The 17,080-nt window shown below is 72.6% G+C and carries 13 protein-coding genes and 1 pseudogene; 5 read left to right on the forward strand and 9 right to left on the reverse strand.

Features of this window, described 5'->3' with window-relative positions; all coding sequences use genetic code 11:
• The first annotated feature begins 12 nt into the window (after positions 1-12).
• From ACH4SP_RS28755 to ACH4SP_RS28770, 4 genes are all read left to right on the forward strand, one after another.
• The gene (locus ACH4SP_RS28755) at positions 13-1,020 is read left to right on the forward strand and encodes a PDR/VanB family oxidoreductase (RefSeq protein ID WP_398418887.1); all 1,008 of its coding nucleotides are present in this window, start codon (positions 13-15) and stop codon (positions 1,018-1,020) included.
• A 63-nt stretch (positions 1,021-1,083) separates the two neighbouring features.
• Positions 1,084-1,785, forward strand: a complete 702-nt coding sequence (locus tag ACH4SP_RS28760; RefSeq protein ID WP_398418888.1) for a glutamine amidotransferase — start codon at positions 1,084-1,086, stop codon at positions 1,783-1,785.
• A 644-nt stretch (positions 1,786-2,429) separates the two neighbouring features.
• Positions 2,430-5,375: an AfsR/SARP family transcriptional regulator gene (locus tag ACH4SP_RS28765; RefSeq protein ID WP_398418890.1), complete on the forward strand. Its 2,946-nt coding sequence runs from the start codon at positions 2,430-2,432 to the stop codon at positions 5,373-5,375.
• A 161-nt stretch (positions 5,376-5,536) separates the two neighbouring features.
• Positions 5,537-5,917, forward strand: a complete 381-nt coding sequence (locus ACH4SP_RS28770) for a DUF488 domain-containing protein (protein ID WP_398418892.1) — start codon at positions 5,537-5,539, stop codon at positions 5,915-5,917.
• A gap of 40 nt (positions 5,918-5,957) precedes the next feature.
• Here ACH4SP_RS28770 and ACH4SP_RS28775 read toward each other — a convergent pair whose 3' ends face one another.
• The 6 genes and pseudogenes from ACH4SP_RS28775 to ACH4SP_RS28800 all read right to left on the reverse strand — a co-directional run bounded on the left by ACH4SP_RS28775 (position 5,958) and on the right by ACH4SP_RS28800 (position 12,205).
• Complete coding sequence (locus tag ACH4SP_RS28775) at positions 5,958-6,797, reverse strand: ABC transporter ATP-binding protein (protein ID WP_398418894.1); 840 nt, start codon at positions 6,795-6,797, stop codon at positions 5,958-5,960.
• Positions 6,794-7,735: a FecCD family ABC transporter permease gene (locus ACH4SP_RS28780; RefSeq protein WP_398419152.1), complete on the reverse strand. Its 942-nt coding sequence runs from the start codon at positions 7,733-7,735 to the stop codon at positions 6,794-6,796. The genes ACH4SP_RS28775 and ACH4SP_RS28780 overlap by 4 nt, the downstream gene beginning before the upstream one ends.
• A 74-nt stretch (positions 7,736-7,809) precedes the next feature.
• Complete coding sequence (locus tag ACH4SP_RS28785) at positions 7,810-8,832, reverse strand: FecCD family ABC transporter permease (protein WP_398418896.1); 1,023 nt, start codon at positions 8,830-8,832, stop codon at positions 7,810-7,812.
• The gene (locus tag ACH4SP_RS28790) at positions 8,829-9,836 is read right to left on the reverse strand and encodes an ABC transporter substrate-binding protein (protein WP_398418897.1); all 1,008 of its coding nucleotides are present in this window, start codon (positions 9,834-9,836) and stop codon (positions 8,829-8,831) included. The genes ACH4SP_RS28785 and ACH4SP_RS28790 overlap by 4 nt, the downstream gene beginning before the upstream one ends.
• 60 nt (positions 9,837-9,896) lie before the next feature.
• A pseudogene (locus ACH4SP_RS28795) lies at positions 9,897-10,744 on the reverse strand (siderophore-interacting protein).
• 306 nt (positions 10,745-11,050) lie between these two features.
• The gene (locus tag ACH4SP_RS28800) at positions 11,051-12,205 is read right to left on the reverse strand and encodes a hypothetical protein (protein ID WP_398418898.1); all 1,155 of its coding nucleotides are present in this window, start codon (positions 12,203-12,205) and stop codon (positions 11,051-11,053) included.
• A 152-nt stretch (positions 12,206-12,357) separates the two neighbouring features.
• Between ACH4SP_RS28800 and ACH4SP_RS28805 the strand changes: the two genes are divergently transcribed.
• Positions 12,358-14,010 (forward strand): PucR family transcriptional regulator, encoded by a 1,653-nt coding sequence (locus ACH4SP_RS28805; RefSeq protein ID WP_398418900.1) that lies wholly within the window; start codon positions 12,358-12,360, stop codon positions 14,008-14,010.
• A gap of 25 nt (positions 14,011-14,035) precedes the next feature.
• Here ACH4SP_RS28805 and menC read toward each other — a convergent pair whose 3' ends face one another.
• From menC to ACH4SP_RS28820, 3 genes are read right to left on the reverse strand one after another with little or no spacing between them, the layout of a single operon-like run.
• Entirely contained in the window at positions 14,036-15,136 is a 1,101-nt protein-coding gene (gene menC / locus ACH4SP_RS28810; RefSeq protein ID WP_398418902.1) for an o-succinylbenzoate synthase, read from the reverse strand.
• Positions 15,137-15,164: 28 nt separating this feature from the next.
• Positions 15,165-15,929 (reverse strand): GNAT family N-acetyltransferase, encoded by a 765-nt coding sequence (locus ACH4SP_RS28815; protein WP_398418904.1) that lies wholly within the window; start codon positions 15,927-15,929, stop codon positions 15,165-15,167.
• A complete protein-coding gene (locus ACH4SP_RS28820) occupies positions 15,926-17,062 on the reverse strand; it encodes a M20 family metallopeptidase (RefSeq protein WP_398419153.1) in 1,137 nt (378 codons plus the stop codon). Before ACH4SP_RS28820 ends, ACH4SP_RS28815 begins: the two co-directional genes overlap by 4 nt.
• Positions 17,063-17,080: the final 18 nt, after the last annotated feature.

Below are 17,080 nucleotides of genomic sequence, written 5' to 3' on the forward strand. Positions count from 1 at the left end.
AGTAAGCAGGACATGTCAGTTGACACCGCGGACTTGTTGGCGCCGAAAGCGCCGCCCGATCCTCGTCACGAATACACCACCGTCCTTCGCGTCAGCGAGCGGGAGAGGGCCGCCGACGGTGTGGTCACCCTCACCCTTGTCCATCCGGCCGGACGGGAGCTGCCCCGCTGGACCCCGGGGGCGCACATCGACCTGGTCCTGCCCGAGGTCGATCTCGTACGGCAGTACTCGCTGTGCGGCAGTCCGGACGACCGGCATGCATGGCGCATCGCCGTACTCCGTGAGCCGAACGGTCGCGGCGGTTCCCGCCATGTGCACCGGGCGCTCGGCGTCGGTACGACCGTGCTGGTCCGCGGCCCGCGGAACCACTTCCGGCTGGAGCCGTCCGCCCGCTACCTCTTCATCGCGGGCGGCATAGGCATTACACCGATCCTGCCGATGGTGGCCTCGGCCGAGGCGGCCGGGCGGGACTGGGAGTTGATCTACGGCGGGCGGTCCCGGGCGTCGATGGCCTTCCTCGACGAGCTGACGGCCTACGGGGGCCGGGTACGGATCCATCCGCAGGACGAGGCCGGTCTGCTCCCGCTGGCGAAGGCGCTGAACGCGCCGCGCCAGGACTGCCTGGTGTACTGCTGCGGTCCCGAACCCCTGGTCGGCGCCGTGGAGAGCCGCTGCGCCGGATGGCCGGCCGGCAGCCTGCGTACGGAGCGGTTCAGGGCCCGGCCGGTGCTGCCCAAAGAGGAGAAGCACGCCGCGGCCTTCGAGGTGGTGTGCCGGCGCTCGGGCCCGACCCTGGCGGTCGCACCGCACGAGTCGATCCTCGACGCGGCCGAACGCGCGGGCGTGCGGACGTTCGCGGCCTGCCGCGAGGGAATCTGCGGGACGTGCGAGACGAGCGTCGTCGAGGGTGTCCCCGAGCATCGGGACTCGATCCTCACCGACCGGCAGAAGGCGTCCGGGGAAACCATGATGATCTGCGTCTCCCGGGCCTGCGGCTCCCGGCTCGTCCTGGACCTCTGACCGCAGAAGCACCACCGGCCGCAGTGGTCCGGTGCACCGTCGTAGATCCCGAGGATGATCGAGATGACAGAAGCTGTGGCGATCCGGCACGTCGCCTTCGAGGACCTTGGTTCCTTCGAGCAGGTGCTGAGGGAACGGGGCATCGGCACGACGTACGTGGATGCCGGGCAGGGTCGGCTCCTGGAACGGGTCGAACGGCGCTCCCCGCGCCTGCTCGTCGTCCTCGGCGGACCGATCGGGGCGGGCGAGACCGACGCGTATCCCTTCCTGGAGGAGGAAGTGGCGCTGATCCGGGCCCGTCTGTCCCGCGGGGAGCCTGTGCTGGGCATCTGTCTGGGTGCGCAGCTGATCGCTGCCGCGCTGGGTGCCAAGGTCTATCCGGCCGAGGCGAAGGAGATCGGCTGGGGGTCCGTCGAGCTGTCCGCAGCGGGGACCGGATCCCCTGTCGCGGAGTTGACCACACCGGTACTGCACTGGCACGGCGACACCTTCGACCTGCCGGCGGGAGCGACGCATCTCGCCTCCACACCGGTGTGCAGGAACCAGGCCTTCGCGGTCGGGCGCTCCACACTGGGACTGCAGTTCCACGTGGAGGTTCTCGGTGCCGCCATCGAATCCTGGCTCATCGGCCACGCCCATGAGATAGCGCAGGCCGCAGGGGTGTCCGTCAAGGAGATCCGGGCGGACACGCAACGGCACGCGGGACTGCTGGAGAGCCGGAGCCGGAGGTTCCTGAACCGCTGGCTCGACGGCGCTCTGGCGTAGGGAGCCGGCTGCGGACCGGTCGGGGGCGCGGGCCTGTCCGCTTCGCCGACCGGGGACATCAGTACGGCGAACCGCACGGTAATCCCTCCCCCGGCGCCCGCTCCACTACGGCGGCCGCCCCACTCGGCGGCCGCCCCGTTTCGACGTCCGGTCGGAGAGCACCTCCTCGGCCCCCGCCGGGGGTGCCCGGAGCAGAAACGGACCGGCACGCATACCCCCTTCTGAGACGGATGTGCCGTCCCATGACCGCGTCTTTGCCATTCGGAGGCATCGTCGGACATCACCCCTGCGTCTTTCCTGAGGAGTGACGCGGAAGGTCTTCAGCACGAGAGGGTGCTGCGCCTGCGGTCGTCGAGCGGTCGGAATCGGCCGAGTTGACGGCTTGACAGGTTGCTCCGGCACCCCCGTCGTCCGACGCGGCAGCTCCGCTGTACTTCCCCCGCGGCCGAGGACCGTCGCCGCCGGTGGCACGGTCGGTCGGGGTGAGGCAACCGCCTCCTCGTGCAAGCCAATGGTGCGGGACGAGTCTCAGCACCGGCCTCGGCCGGTGCGAAGAGGCCGTCCCATGGGTGTCCGGCGGGCGTTGCGCCGGTTAGGTTGTGGACGACTGCTACACGGGGGTGGCGTCGATGGAGGATCAATCGATGTCCGGAAGGCTTCGGTTCGATCTGCTCGGCCCGTTGCGGGTGTGGTGCGGCGGCAAGGAACTGGACGCCGGGCCGGTACAGCAGCGCGTGATGCTCGCCGTGCTGCTGCTGCACGCCAACCGGCCCGTGTCCCGGGGAAGACTGATCGAGGCGGTGTGGGGGACGGCGGCTCCCAAACGGGCGGTGAATCTGCTGCAGCGGCACGCCGCAGGACTGCGCCGGATCCTGGAGCCGGGCCGCCCGGCCCGCGCGCCGTCGCGGCTGCTGAACTGGACCGAGGCCGGCTACCTGCTGACGGTGCCGGCCGACGGGCTGGACCGGGAGGTCCTCGACGAACAGCTGGAACGGGGACGGTCCGCCCGGGCCGCCGGGGACCTTCCCGCGGCGGCCGAGGCGCTGCACTCCGCGTTGGAGCTGTGGCGGGGCAGGCTGTGCGAGGGGCTGGCCAGTCCGCTGCTGGACGCCGAGCGGGACCGGCTGGAGGAGCACCGGCTGGGCGTGCTGGAGGAGCGCGTCGAGGTGGATCTGGCGCTCGGCGCCGATGCCGACCTCGTCGGTGAGCTGCGCCGGCTGATCGACGCGCATCCGCTGCGCGAGCGGCTGCACGGCCTGCTCATGCGTGCCCTGCACCGCTCCGGTCGGCAGGCCGAGGCCCTGCAGACGTATCGGGAGGCCCGCCGCCTGCTGGCGGAGGAGCTCGGCATCGAGCCGGGTGCGGAGCTGCGGCGCGTGCACGAACAGATCCTGGCCGCCGATGCCGCCCTGGACCCGCCCGCCGTGCCCCGTCCCGTGACGACCGACCTGGCACGGAGGGACGGCTCTCATCCCTACGCCGTCGAGCCGCCGGCGCCCGGCAACCTCCCCACGGAGCTGACCAGCTTCGTGGGCCGTCAGCACGAACTGGACCGGGTGCGCGACCTGTTGGCGACCAACCGGCTGGTGACGCTCACCGGGGTCGGCGGCGTGGGCAAGACGCGGCTCGGGCTCCGGGCGGCGCTGAACCTCCGGCCGGCCTTCCGGGACGGCGTGTGGCTGGTCGAGCTGGCCGGTCTCTCCGATCCCGGACTCGTCGCGCACGCCGTGGCCGCGGCGCTGGACATCCACGACCAGAAGGGTCGCGCCCCGCTGGCCTCCCTGATCAGGCATCTTCGGGAACGACAGGTCCTGCTGGTCCTCGACGACTGTGAGCACCTGCTCGGCGCCTGTGCCGTGCTCGTCGACACCCTGCTCCGGGCGGCCACGAACCTGCGGGTCATCGCCACGAGCCGGCAGCCGCTGGCCATCGACGGTGAGCAGGTCTTCCCGGTGGCGCCGTTGCGGGTACTGCCGGACGCACCGCGTGCCCGCGAGGACCGGGCCGGGTCCGAGCCGGACGAGGACGCGCCCGCTGTCACGCTGTTCGCCCACCGGGCGCGGGACGCGGTTCCGTGCGGGTTCCCGATGTCGCCGGAGACCAAGGCGACCGTGACCCGGATCTGCCAACGGCTCGACGGCATCCCCTTGGCCATCGAGCTGGCGACCGGACGGCTGCGGACACTGTCGCCCGAACAGCTCCTGGCCCGGCTCGACGACCGCTTCCGGGTGCTGACGACGGCCCGGCCCACCGCACTGCCACGCCATCAGACGCTGCAGGCCACGGTGTGCTGGAGCTTCCACCTGTGCACGGACGACGAACGGCTGCTCTGGGTACGGCTGTCGACCTTCACCGACTCCTTCGACCTGGAGGCGGCCGAGGCCGTCTGCGCCGGTGCGGACCTCCCCACCAAGGAGGTGCTCGACCTGGTGGAAGGGCTCGTCGACAAGTCGGTCCTGATCCGCGAGAGGTCCGAAGGGGGCATCCGCTTCCGGCTCCTGGAGACGCTCCGCGAGTACGGGAGGAAACAGATCAGCGACGTCGGACTGCGGACGGCTCTCCGGCGCCGTCACCGGGACCACTACCTGGCGCTGGCCCGACAGGGCGAGTCGGAGTGGTTCGGATCCGGCCAGGCCGACTGGGCGGACCGCCTGCGGCTGGAGCACGCCAACTTCCGCGAGGCGCTCAGCTTCTCCTTCACGACACCGGGAGAAGGCCTGGCCGGTGCCCGCCTGGCCGCCGCGCTGTACTCCTTTTGGGTCGCGTGCGGCTACGTGGAGGAGGCACAGTGCTGGCTCGACCAGGCGCTGGGCCTCGCTCGCGAACCATCGCGGGAACGCGCCAAGGCACTGTGGGTGATGAGCAGGATCGCGTATCTGCGCGGGGACATCGCCGAGAGCGTCGTGAGATCGGCGGAGTGCCGGGACCTGGCCCGGCGGCTCGGTGACGACGTCGCCATGGCCCACGGCACGCACATGGCGGGCGCCGCCGCCCTGCTCCGGGACGAACCCCGGCACGCGCAGCTCCTCCTTGAGGAAGCCGTCGGCCACTACGCCTTGCTCGGCGACATGAGCAGCATGGTGATCATGGCGCAGGCCCAACTCGCCCTGTCGAGCGTCTTCCTGGGCGACTCGGGCCAGGCGGTCGAGCTCTGCCGGAAGGCCCGGAGCATCTGCGCCGCGCACGACGAGAAGTGGACCCTCGCCTACGCCCTCTACGTCCAGGCCCTGGCCGAGTGGGCCGGTGGTGACCGGGCGGTGGCGGCCCGGCACGCGCGGGAGTGCCTGCGCATGAAGTGGGGCTTCCGCGACAGGCTGGGTACGGCCATGATCATCGACCTGCTGGGCTGGATCGCCGCCGCCGATGGGAACGGCTACCGGGCAGCCGTACTGCTCGGAGCGGCGGCTGAGGAGTGGAACACCATCGGGGTCCCCTGGTTCGGCTCGGCGTACTGGCGGGCCCCCCATGACGAGGGACAACGGCAGGCACGGGAAGCACTCGGCCGGGAGGCCTTCGAAGCCGCCCTGCTCCAGGGCGCCCGGTTCCCTCCCGAGCGGGCCGTCGCCTTCGCCCTTGAGGAACACGACTGACCGGCCGCCCGGCACAGGTTCACGCCCTTGGTTCCGCTCAGGGAGCCGTGGCCGCGGCCTGTACGTAGGGTGCGGACAGGCGGTGGTGCGGACAGGGCGGTACCGCCCTGTCCGGCCCGTCGCCGCCGTCACGTCCATCGCCGCGTCCGAGGAGGCACACCGTGCAGTCGGGTCCCGATTTCCGTGTGCGCCGGGTCTACGAACCGGCCGGGCCGGCCGACGGCCGCCGGGTCCTGGTGGACCGCCTGTGGCCGCGCGGGCTGTCCAAGGAGCGGGCAGCGGTGGACGAATGGCTCAGGGACGTGACGCCGTCGAACGGCCTGCGCACCGCCTACCATTCCGGGCAGCTGGACTTCGCGGGCTTCCGGGACCGCTACCGGGCGGAGCTGGCCGAGCCCGCCCACGCGGCGGCGGTCGGCCGTCTGCTCGGCCTGGCCCGTACCTCCGCCGTCACCCTGGTCACCGCCGTCAAGGAGCCGGAGCACAGCCATGTGGCGGTCCTCGTCGACCACCTGAGGCAGCGGCACGACGCGCACGAGTGAGAGCGGCCTCGGCCGGTTCTTCCGCCGCGGGCCCCTCGGGTCATCCCCCGTGGAGCGTGGGGACGACCATCGGGGTGCCCGTGACGGGGTCGGGGACGATGACGCTCGGCAGGTCGAACACGTCCTTGATCAGTGCGGCGTCCACGATGTCCGTGGGGTCGCCCTCGGCGACCACCCGGCCGTTCTTCATGGCGACCAGGTGGTCGGCGAACCGGCAGGCCTGGTTGATGTCGTGCAGGACGGCGATCACCGTGCGGCCCTCGTCGCGCAACTTGGCCAGCAGGCCGAGCAGTTGGTACTGGTGGGTGATGTCCAGGAACGACGTCGGTTCGTCGAGCAGCAGGTAGGGCGTCTGCTGGGCGAGCACCATGGCCATCCACACCCGCTGCCGCTGGCCGCCGGACAGCTCCTGCACCGGCCGGTCGGCGAGGTCCGCGACGCCCGCGGCGGCCATCGCTCCGGTGACGGCCTCCTCGTCGTCGGGCGACCACAGGGCGAGGAGCGACTGGTGCGGGAAGCGGCCGCGCCCGACCAGCTGCCGGACCTTGATGTCGTCGGGGGCGAGGGGGTCCTGCGGCAGGAAGCCGAGTTCCTTGGCCAGCGCCTTGGCCGGGTAGCCGCCGACCTCGCGGCCGTCGAACTCCACGTGTCCTGTCCCGGGGCGGAGCAGCCGGACCAGTGCGCGCAGCAGCGTCGACTTGCCGCAGGCGTTGGGGCCCACGACGGCGGTGAACGCGCCGTCGGGGACGTCGAGGCTCAGCCGGGTGGACACCACCCGGTCCCCGTAGCGCAGGGTGATGTCCCGCGCGGTCAGTCGCGCGGTCGGCGCCCCGTCCGCCGGACGTGCGGTCGTGTCCTGTGCGGGCGGGCGTGCGGTCATGCGCGCCTCACCTCCTTCGTCAGCAGCCAGATCAGATAACAACCGCCGATCGCGGTGCTCACCACGCCGACCGGCAGCGCGACGGGTGCGAGGAGCATCTGGGCGAGCAGGTCGGCGCCCTGGAGCAGTACCGCTCCGGCCAGTGCGGCCGGGAGCAGCGGCACTCCGGCCGCGCCCGCGAGCCGGCGGCCGATCTGCGGGGCGGCGAGCGCGATGAACGCGATCGGTCCCGCCACCGCGGTCACCGTGGCCGTGCAGCCGACGCCGACCAGCACCATCAGCAGCCGCAGCCGGTCAAGCCCGACGCCGGTGGTCACGGCGACCGCGTCGCCGAGCGACGCCTGGTGCATGGAGTGCGCCCGGGTGGCCAGCAGGGCGAGGAGCACGGCGATCAGGGCGAACGGAATCCCGAGGTCGGCCCAGCCCACGCCGTTGAGCGAGCCCGCGCTCCAGCCGACCGCGGCGATCGCCACCTCCAGGTCGGCACGGAGCACGATCCACGAGTTGACCGCGGTGACCATCGCGTTGAGCGCGATGCCGATCACCACGAGGCGCAGGCCGGAGAAGCCCTTGTCGTACGCGAGGAAGTAGATCGCGGCGGCGACGAGCAGCCCACCGAGCACCGAGCCGACGGCCAGTTGCGCGGAGGTACCGGACAGTACGGTCAGGGCGACCAGGGCGCCCGAGTAGGCGCCCGCGTCGAGTCCGATCACGTCCGGGCTGCCCATGGGGTTGCGGGTCAGGTTCTGGAAGATGGCCCCGGCCACGCCGAGGGCCGCGCCGAAGACCAGCCCGGCCAGCACGCGCGGCAGCCGCCAGTCCGAGATCACCACGGAGCGTTCCGCCCCGGTCAGTACGGAGAGGACCCGTCCGGGGGTGGACCAGGAAGCGCCGTAGCAGAGTCCGAGCAGGCCGAGGGCCAGCATCAGGGCGACCATGACGGCGACGAGCACCACCGTGCGGCGTTCGACCCGGAGCTCCCGCCCGCGTCCGCGTCCGAGTACGAGAGTGGTCACAGCGCCCCCGCCCCGTGACGGCGGACGGCCCAGATCAGCATGGGGGCGCCGAGGAACGCGGTCACGATGGCCACCGGCACCTCGCCGGTGGGCAGCAGCACCCGTGAGCCCATGTCGGCGACCAGCAGCAGGACCGGGCCCAGGACCATCGTGTAGAGGATCATCCACGGCACCGAGCCCGCCGCCGGTTTGCGCACCAGGTGCGGCACGATCAGCCCGACGAAGAGGATCGGCCCGGCCACCGCCGTCGCCGCCCCGCTGAGCACGGTGATCAGTACGAGCGCGGCGGCCCGCACCCGGGTCACCCCCGCACCCAGTGTGTGCGCCACGCTCTCCCCCAGCGACAGGGCGTTGAGCGCCCGGCTCAGCAGCAGCGCGCCGCACAGGGACACCGCGATCGCGGTCAACGGCCAGGCCAGCGGGGCCTGTTCACGGGCGGCGAGGGACCCGACGGACCAGAACCGGTACGCGTCGAAGACGTCGGGCAGCATCAGCCGCATGCCCAGCGCGACACCGCTGAGCACCGCGGTCAGAGCCACGCCGGTGAGCACCAGGCGCAGCGGCGAGCGGCGCCCGACGGCGGCGACCAGCAGTGCGGCGAGCACCGAGCCGGTGATCGCCCAGCCCAGCTCGCCCGCCTGCCCGGCGGCGAGGCCGAGCCCGGAGCCGAGGGTGATGGCGAATCCGGCGCCCGCGGTGACCCCCAGGATGCCGGGCTCGGCCAGCGGGTTGCGGGCCAGCGTCTGGATCAGCGCGCCCGCCACCGCCAGGGCGGCGCCGACCGCGACGGCCAGCAGCGCGCGGGGCGCCCGGACGTCCCGTACGACCAGGTGGTCGTCGGTGCCCCGGAAGTCGAACAGCGCACGCACCACCTCGCCGGGCGGGACCGGGCGGGCGCCGACGCCCATGCTGAGCACGGCGACCACCACGAGCAGCACCAACCCGCCGACGAGCAGGCCGAGTTGCGGCACGGCCCGGCTCCTGGTCGCCGCCCGGGGAGCGGTGTCGGTGACGGTCACTTCTTCAGCAGCGGGGCGAGCGACTTGTCGATCGCGTCCAGGGTCTGCAGGGCCTGCCCGTAGGTCGCCGCCTCGGTGTAGCGGAGCGGGAAGGTCTGGCCGGCCTTGACGGCGGGCAGGTTCTTCCACAGCTTCGATTCCATGGCGTACTTCACCGACTCGGGGAGGCTGCCGTCGGGCTTCACCGAGTAGGTGATGGCCTGGGCGTCCTTGAACGAGGCCGGGAGTTCCTCGACGGACGGGTACTCGCTGACCGCGTGCGAGCCGGGGCCCGGCTTCTTCACCTTGCCGTAGTACTTCGCGCCCATGTCCTCGGCGATGTTGGTGCCCCAGGACTTGCCGAACTCGCGCTGGAAGGTGCCCTTGGCGGCCTCGCCGTACGCACCGAGGTGGCCCAGCTTCAGCTGGGGCAGCACGTCCTTGTACTTGGTGGCCAGCTCGGCGGCCCTGGCCTCGTACCGGCCCTTGCCCGCGTCGAACTTCTTCAGCGCGCCCGCGGCGTCCGCCTGCTTCTTGGACTGCTCGCGCCATGCGGCCGGCACGGTCGGGCCGATCGCCACGACCGGTGCGATGGACTCCAGCCGCTTGACGTCGATGTCGCCGAGCACCGGGGCGGGCACGCCGATGACGATCAGGTCGGGTTCGGCCTCGGCGACGGCCTCGTAGTTGGTCTCGGCCGCCTGCTCGCCCGCGACCTTGGGGAGCTTCTTGTACGCGGCCAGGTCCTGCTCGCTCATCATCGGCTCGCCGCGCTTCCACGACGAGATCCCGACCAGCGGCGCACCGGCCTCGATCATGACGGGGACGGCATAGCCGGTGGCCACCACGCGCTTGGGGGCGGCCGGGATGGTGATCTTTCCGTTGTCCGCGGCGAACACCCGGGTCTTGCCCTTGCCGGAGGCTTCCGAGGCGCTGTCCGACGTGCCGTCCGACGACCCGCATCCGGTCAGGACCAGGGCCAGCGTCATGGCGCCGGCCAGGCCCGAGGTTCTGCGTATGGACATGTGAGGCTCCTTGCTTCGCGTTTCGTGCTTCGTGCTTCGTGCTTCGTGAGTGCGTACGGGTCAGTGGTCGTCGTCGAAGTTGGAGACGCCGCACTTCCAGTAGCCGGTGATGTCGTGGTCGGCCTTCGCCAGGCGCAGTTCGTCGCGCACCCAGCGGCGCAGCGGCTTGAGCTGTCCGCCTCGCCCGCGGCCCACACGTACACCCGCTCGTTCTCGGGCACGGTCACCGCGGTCACGGCCTTCGCCAGTGCGTCGCCGGTGCCCGCCGGGCTGCCGCCGCGGTGCAGCCAGTGCACCTCGAAGCCCTCGGGGGCGTCCAGCTCGATCTCCTCGGTGGCGTCGGCGACTTCGGTGAACGCCCAGCCCTTCGCGTGCCGGGGCAGCTCCTCCAGCCAGCGGGCGAGGGCGGGCAGCGCGGTGAGGTCGGCCGCGAGCAGATAGCGGTCGTACGTGTGCGGAACGATCATCCCGCCGGGCGGTCCCGCGAGGGGCATGACGGCGCCCGGTTCGACCGCGCTCGCCCATTCCGATGCGAGTCCGCCCTCGTGCAGGGCGATGTCGATGTCGATCTCGCCGGTGTCCGGGTCGTACCGGCGCACGGTGTACTGCCGGGTGGCGGCCGCGGCCCCCGCCCAGCGCAGCATCAGCCCGTTCGGCTCGGGCAGCCGCAGCGTGCCGTCCTCGTCGGGGAAGAACAACTTCACGTGCTCGTCGGGCGAGTGGGCCTCGAACCCCTTGGTCCCCTCGCCGCCCAGGGTCACCCGGATCAGCCCGGAGCCGACCGTGCTGGTGCGCAGGACCTCGGTCTCCCGGATGCGGATCGGGTAGGCCACGTCCTCGGCCTGCCGCCCCGCCCGGACCTCCGCGATCCGCTCCAGGTGACGGTGCCTGTGGTCTTCCCGGCTCATACGGTCCCACCCGTCGGACGGGCACGCTCGGGCGACAGGAACTGGTTCATCGGACGGCTCCAGCGAAGATCGGCGGTGCGGGCGGGAGCGTCGGAATCCGTCACCACGGCAGCGCCGATGCCTCTGGCCGCCCCCCGGTGACACCCACCCCAACCCAGGAAGGCGAGGCTAACCTAACCAACTACGCGGAGTGTGTGCAAGCAGGCCGCACACCGTATGACCTCGCACGACATGACCTCACCTCAGGTGACTCCACGTCATATCGATCTGCTGTGCGGCGAGTTGGCTCCACCGGCGGGCGGCGCCCTACTTGTTCGGGCCCCGGAAGCGGCCGAACGCCTTCGTGAGGGCGCCCAGCGGGGAGCCTTCGGCCTTGCCCGCCCCCGGCACGGGCGGCCGGGGCACCCCGTCGCCGCCGGTCACCTCGGCCAGCGCGGCATGCGCCGCCTCGGCCGCCTCCCGGTACAGGTCGCGGGAGTTCGTCATGGCGTCGAGCGCCTCGGCGTACTTGGTGGCCATCTCCCGGGCGTGGGCCAGCTCCTCGTCCGGGGTGAGCAGGTGCCAGCCCTGGCGCAGCCGGGTCAGGGCCCGCTCGCCCTCGGCCGGCATCAGCCGGGGCAGGGCGGCGAACTCCTTGATCCTGTCGAGGAGTTCGGTCGGCAGGGAGCCGTCCAGGAAGACATTGCGCACCGTGAAGTGCTCCGCGTCGTAGTCCGCCTTCTGCGGCGCCGTGGGCAGGACGACGGCGCCGCCGCGCGGCATCCGTACGCCCAGTTCCCGCTTCATCGCGAAGTCGGCGATCTGGGCCTGTTCGGGCGTGGCCCGGTGCTCGACCACCCGGTGCCGCAGGCTCGGCGGCAGGAACGCCGAGACCGGCTGCTGCCCCAGCGCGTCCGGTGTCATCGCCTCGTGCACCACGACGTGCAGGAACCAGCTCTCCCGGGTGCAGTCGCGCAGCCGTCTGCGCAGCTCGTCGTCGTCCTTCGGCAGCTGGTTCGCCCTCCGCAGGCGCACGTCGGGGACCGTCGTGCCGTGGTCCCAGGCGACCCGGTCGCTGTCGGGCCAGAACATGGTGACGGGCGAGGGCCAGTGCACGTCCCACATCCGCTCCGCCTCGGCGGCGAGGACCCAGGTGACGCCCTCGCCCTCCTTGCGGCGCCCCTCGGCGTCGTACGTGGTCAGCTGCGCGCGCACCGTGACGTCGTCGGCCACCCGCCAGCGGGCCTCGAAGAGGCGGCGGGCCGACGGGCCGGGGTCGGCGGACTCGTCGCGCGGGTACAGGACGGTGGAGCGGGCCGCCTCGACGGGGTCGAGGTCCAGGAAGTCGTCGAGCACCCCGGCCGCCTTGAGGGCGATCAGGTTGCGCCGGACGTCCTGCTCGGGCTCGGGCCCGAGATGGCGCCCGCGACCGAGCCACGCGGTGTCGGGGACGGTGGTCGAGGAGGTGCTCTTTTTGGCCATGGAGTCGTTCTGTGGGAGACGGGGGCCCGACCAGTATGGTCCGTGAACCTGTCAGAGGAAGCGGTACCCCCGATCGGGAGGGGTGAACGGGTCCGCACGGACGGCCGGGCCGGGTCGAACGCGGGTGCCGCCCGACGTCCTAGCCTGGGGCGGTGATCAGTGACATGCCGACAAATCCCCGTACGAGCCTGGCCCGCGTGCTCGACGACTTCGGACCCACCCTGCTGGATCTCGTGCACGGCAGTCCGGAACCGGCCGGTGACATCGGCGGCGTGGTCATTCACGACCCCGGGGACGAGGCCGCGTACCCCTCCCACGCCATCGTCCTGGGCGTGGCCGTCTACGGGGTGCCGGAGATCGCCCGGCTGCTGCACGTCCTGGGTGCCCACGGCGCGGCCGCCCTCGTGGTGCGCGGGCCGGTGGAGCGGGACGAGGCGCTCGCCGAGGCGTCGGCCGCTTCGGGGGTGGCGCTGATCGCCCTCACCCAGGGCGCCTCCTGGTCCCAGCTGACCGCTCTGCTGCGGACGTTGCTCACCGAGGGGGACGTCGGGGACGCGGGGGTGCAGACGCTGGGCGGTGTGCCGTCCGGCGATCTGTTCGCGCTGGCCAACGCGGTCGCGACGCTGCTGGACGCGCCCATCACGATCGAGGACCGGCGCTCGCGGATCCTCGCGTTCTCGGGCCGTCAGGACGAGGCCGACCAGTCCCGGGTGGCCACCATCCTGGCGCGCAGGGTGCCGGACGGATACCTGCGGATCCTGGAGGGCCGCGGGGTGTTCGGCGAGCTGTACCGCAGCGACCGTCCGGTGCGCATCGCTCCGGCCACCCTCGACGAGGGCGAGTGGGCGATACCCCGGGTGGCCGTCGCGGTGCGCGCCGGTGACGAGTTCCTCGGGTCGGTGTGGGCGGCGGTGCAAGAGCCGCTGACGCCCGACCGTGAGCAGGCGTTCCAGGACGCGGCGAAGCTGGTCGCCCTGCATCTGCTGCGCCACCGGGCGGGCGCGGACGCGCAGAACCGGCTGCGGGCCGACCTGGTGAGCACCGTCCTGGAGGGCGGTACGGGCGTGGCGGACGCGCTCGCCCGGCTGGGTCTGGTGCACGAACCCACGGTGGTCATGGCCCTGGGGCTGGCCGAGCAGGGCAGGCAGAGCGGGCCCGCCGGACAGGGCGGCGATCATGCCCGGGTCACGGCCGAGCGGCAGCGGCTGACCAGCGCGCTGGGCATCCACCTGGACGCGGTGCAGCCCCGTTCCGCGCTCGCGCTGCTGGGTGACGTGGCGTACGCGATCGTCCCCGTTCCGGCCGACCCGACGGCCGGGCGGGAGCGGGCGGCGCAGATCGCGGGCCACTTCCTGGACCGTGCGGGGCAGCGGGCGGGGGCGGTCATCGGCATCGGTTCAGTGGCCACCGAACCGTCGGCGCTGGGGCGTTCGCGGACCAGCGCCGACCGTGCGCTGCGGGTGCTGCTGAGCGGCCGTACGCACCGGCGGGTCGCCTCGATCGGCGACGTGCACGTCGAGTCGCTGCTGCTGGAGCTGCGCGACCTGGTGGCGGCGCACGGGGACGAGCCGTCGGGTCCGGTGGCCCGCCTCGCCGCGTACGACGCCCGGCACCGGTCCCACCTGGTCGAGACCCTGCGCGCGTGGCTGGACGCGTTCGGGGACGTCCCGGCCGCGGCGGCGGACGTGTTCGTCCACCCGAACACGTTCCGCTACCGGATCCGGCGGGTCGCCGAGGTGGCGGAGGTCGATCTGCGGGACCCGTCGGTGCGTTTCGCGCTGATGCTGCAGCTCCGCCTGGCCTGACGCCCGCCGTCCCGCGCCGGGGGTGCTAGAGCTGGATCCACTCGCTGGAGGTGGTGACTTCGTCCAGGAAGTCGGCGACGGGTTCCACGCCCAGGCCCGGCCCGGTGGGTACGTCGAGGTGTCCGTCGGCGAGTTCGAAGGGGGCGGTGAGGTCGGTGGCGAAGTAGCGGCTGGAGCCGGAGGTGTCGCCGGGGAGGGTGAAGCCGGGCAGCGCGGCCAGGGCCACGTTGGCGGCGCGGCCGAGGCCGGTTTCCAGCATTCCGCCGCACCAGACCGGGACGCCGTGGGCGACGCACAGGTCGTGGATGGCCTTGGCCTCCAGGTAGCCGCCGACCCGTCCCGGCTTGATGTTGATGACCGAGGCGGCCCCGAGGGTAATGGCGGCGGCGGCGTCCTCGGCGGACTCGATCGACTCGTCCAGACAGACGGGCGTACGGAGTTGGCGGGCGAGCGCGGCGTGCTGCACGAGGTCGTCGTCGGCGAGCGGCTGCTCGATGAGCAGGAGGTCGAAGGCGTCCAGCCGGGAGAGGAGCCGGGCGTCGGCCAGGGTGTACGCGGCGTTGGCGTCGACCTGCAGGAGCAGGTCGTCGCCGAAGCGTTCGCGGACGGCGCGCACCGGGGCCACGTCCCAGCCCGGTTCGATCTTGAGCTTGATGCGTACGTAGCCCTCGTCGACGAATCCGCCGACGGAGTCGAGGAGTTCGGGGATCGAGTCCATGATGCCGACCGACACTCCGCACGGGACCCGGTCGCGTGCCGCGCCGAGGAAGTTCCCGAAGGACTGGCCCGCGGTGCGGAGCTGGGCGTCGAGCACGGCCGTCTCCAGGGCCGCCTTGGCCATCTTGTGGCCCTTGAAGGGCTTCAGCGCCCGCTTGACGGCGTGGGCGTCCGCCGCTTCCGGCAGCGCGGGGATCAGGAAGCGGCGCAGGACGTCGGCGGCCCCCTCGACGTACTCGGAGCAGTAGCGCGGCTCGGACATCGCGACGCACTCGCCCCAGCCCTCGGCGTCCGGGGTGACGACTCGTACGAGCAGGACGTCGCGGGCGGTCTCCACGCCGAAGGAGGTACGGAACGGTGCCTTCAGCGGCATCGCGATCCGGCGCAGTTCGATTCCGGTGATCTTCATGGTGTGCGGGCTCCTGGGAGGGTGGGGGTCAGGCGGTGGTGTCACGCGTGACGACGTAGCAGGTCCGGTCGTGGAAGCCGGTGACGCGGGCGCCTTCGGCGAGCAGTCCTCCGAGCACCTCGCGCAGCGCGAGGCGCCACTCCTTGGCGGCCCCCGGGTCGGTGCGGCGCAGCCCTTCGATGTCGGCCGGGACCTCGACCAGCAGGGTCGGTGCGTCGAGGCGGCCGACGGCGGGGCGGCCGTCCCGTACGGCCAGCGCCGTGACGGCGTCGGCGGGTACGGGCGCGGGCGACGGGGCGGCGGGCGCGGACAGGTCCCAGGCGATGAGGGCCCGGTCGGTGTCGTCGCCGCCGTTGATGGCGTCCTCCATCGCCCCGTAGAAGCACGGCAGGTACTCGACCGGGCGCGCCCCGAGCTTGCTGAGGTTGAAGTGGGCGTTGCGGCGCACGAGGGGGTCGTACGTCCACGTGATCCGGGTGAGTCCGCGGGCCAGGGCCCACTCGCGCTGGTGGAGCTTGAGGGCGAGACCCGCCCCGTGGCCGGGCAGCGCGCCGGTGACGTGGGAGTGCAGTACCCGGCCGACGGGGGCGGCGAAGAAGGCGACCGACGCGCCGGTCAGCTCGCCGTCCGCGTAGGCGCCGGCAACGTAGTTGCCCGCGTGCGAGAGGGCCCGCATCTGCTCGACGCCCATGGGCGAGGCGCCCGGTGCGCTGCCCCAGATCCGCACGAAGAGGGCGTCGACGGCTTCGAGTTCGCTCAGCTCGTGGAGTTCCCGCACTTCCGGCGCGCTCATCGGGCGGCCTCGCCGGCTCCGGTGACTCCGGCGACTCCGTCGGCTCCGGCGACCTCGGCGACCAGTGCGGCGAGCAGCCGTGCCCGTACCGGCATGTCGGCGACGATCACGTGCTCGTGGTCGGCGTGCGCTCCCCCGCCGACGGCGCCCAGGCCGTCCAGGGTCGGGCAGCCGAGCCCGGCGGTGAAGTTCCCGTCGGACGCCCCGCCGACCGCCGCCGACGACAGCGCCGGGAGTCCCTGCCGCTGGGCGAGCGCGCTCGCCCGCCGGAACAGATCCGCCGACGAACTCTCTTCCAGCGGCGGCCTGTTGGGGCCTCCCCGCACCTCCAGCCGGGCTCCCGGCACAGTGGTCGTCAGTGCGCGCAGTGCCGCGTCCACCTTCGCCTGGGCCGCCAGCGTCGGCACCCGGACGTCCACGCTGACCGTCGCCGTCGCGGGCACCGTGTTGGTCGCGGAGCCCGCGGCCACCACCGTCGGGGTCACCGTGGTGCGCCAGCCTTCGGACGCGTCGACGTTGACCTCCGCCGCCACCTCGTCCAGAGCGAGGGTCAGGTGTGCGGCCTCGATCGCCGCGTTGACGCCCTTCTCCGGTTCGAGCCCGGAGTGGGCCGCCCTGCCGTGCACCACCAACTCGTAGCCCGAGGTGCCCTTGCGGCCCGTCTTCACCGCCCCGCCGTCGGCGGACGCCTCCAGTACGAAGGTCGCCGCGCAGCTCCGGGCGGCCTCCTCGATCAGGGCCCGTGACGTGTCCGAGCCGACTTCCTCGTCCCCGGTGACCAGCACGCACACCCCGTCGAGCGAGGGCAGCGAGGCCAGCCCGTGGAACATCTGCACCAGCCCCGCCTTCATGTCGAAGACACCGGGCCCGCGCGCCACGCCGTCGGTCACCGACCAGGGGTGCGTGACCAGCGACCCCATCGGCCACACCGTGTCGTGATGCCCGAGCAGCAGCACCCTGGGGGCGCCGAACGTCCACCGCAGGTGCGTGACGCCGTCGACGACGATGCGCTCCGGTGCGGCCCCCAGGTGCCTGGCCCCTTGCGCGGCCACCAGGTCCGCGCTGCGTGCGACCGCGTCCAGGTCCGCGGAGAAGGACTCGCAGACGACCAGTTCCGCCAGGTCCGCGAGCATCTCGGAGAGCCGCGGCCC

Source organism: Streptomyces sp. NPDC021093 (assembly GCF_044333135.1).
Classification (GTDB): domain Bacteria; phylum Actinomycetota; class Actinomycetes; order Streptomycetales; family Streptomycetaceae; genus Streptomyces.

What these genes read in the sequence shown, in the direction of transcription:
- ACH4SP_RS28755 (WP_398418887.1), top strand. Translation starts at nt 13, where the DNA reads ATGTCAGTTGACACCGCGGACTTGTTGGCGCCGAAAGCGCCGCCCGAT.
- ACH4SP_RS28760 (WP_398418888.1), top strand. Translation starts at nt 1,084, where the DNA reads ATGACAGAAGCTGTGGCGATCCGGCACGTCGCCTTCGAGGACCTTGGT.
- ACH4SP_RS28765 (WP_398418890.1), top strand. Translation starts at nt 2,430, where the DNA reads ATGTCCGGAAGGCTTCGGTTCGATCTGCTCGGCCCGTTGCGGGTGTGG.
- ACH4SP_RS28775 (WP_398418894.1), bottom strand. Translation starts at nt 6,797, where the DNA reads ATGACCGCACGCCCGCCCGCACAGGACACGACCGCACGTCCGGCGGAC.
- ACH4SP_RS28780 (WP_398419152.1), bottom strand. Translation starts at nt 7,735, where the DNA reads ATGGTCGCCCTGATGCTGGCCCTCGGCCTGCTCGGACTCTGCTACGGC.
- ACH4SP_RS28790 (WP_398418897.1), bottom strand. Translation starts at nt 9,836, where the DNA reads ATGTCCATACGCAGAACCTCGGGCCTGGCCGGCGCCATGACGCTGGCC.
- ACH4SP_RS28800 (WP_398418898.1), bottom strand. Translation starts at nt 12,205, where the DNA reads ATGGCCAAAAAGAGCACCTCCTCGACCACCGTCCCCGACACCGCGTGG.
- menC (WP_398418902.1), bottom strand. Translation starts at nt 15,136, where the DNA reads ATGAAGATCACCGGAATCGAACTGCGCCGGATCGCGATGCCGCTGAAG.
- ACH4SP_RS28815 (WP_398418904.1), bottom strand. Translation starts at nt 15,929, where the DNA reads ATGAGCGCGCCGGAAGTGCGGGAACTCCACGAGCTGAGCGAACTCGAA.
- ACH4SP_RS28820 (WP_398419153.1), bottom strand. Translation starts at nt 17,062, where the DNA reads ATGCTCGCGGACCTGGCGGAACTGGTCGTCTGCGAGTCCTTCTCCGCG.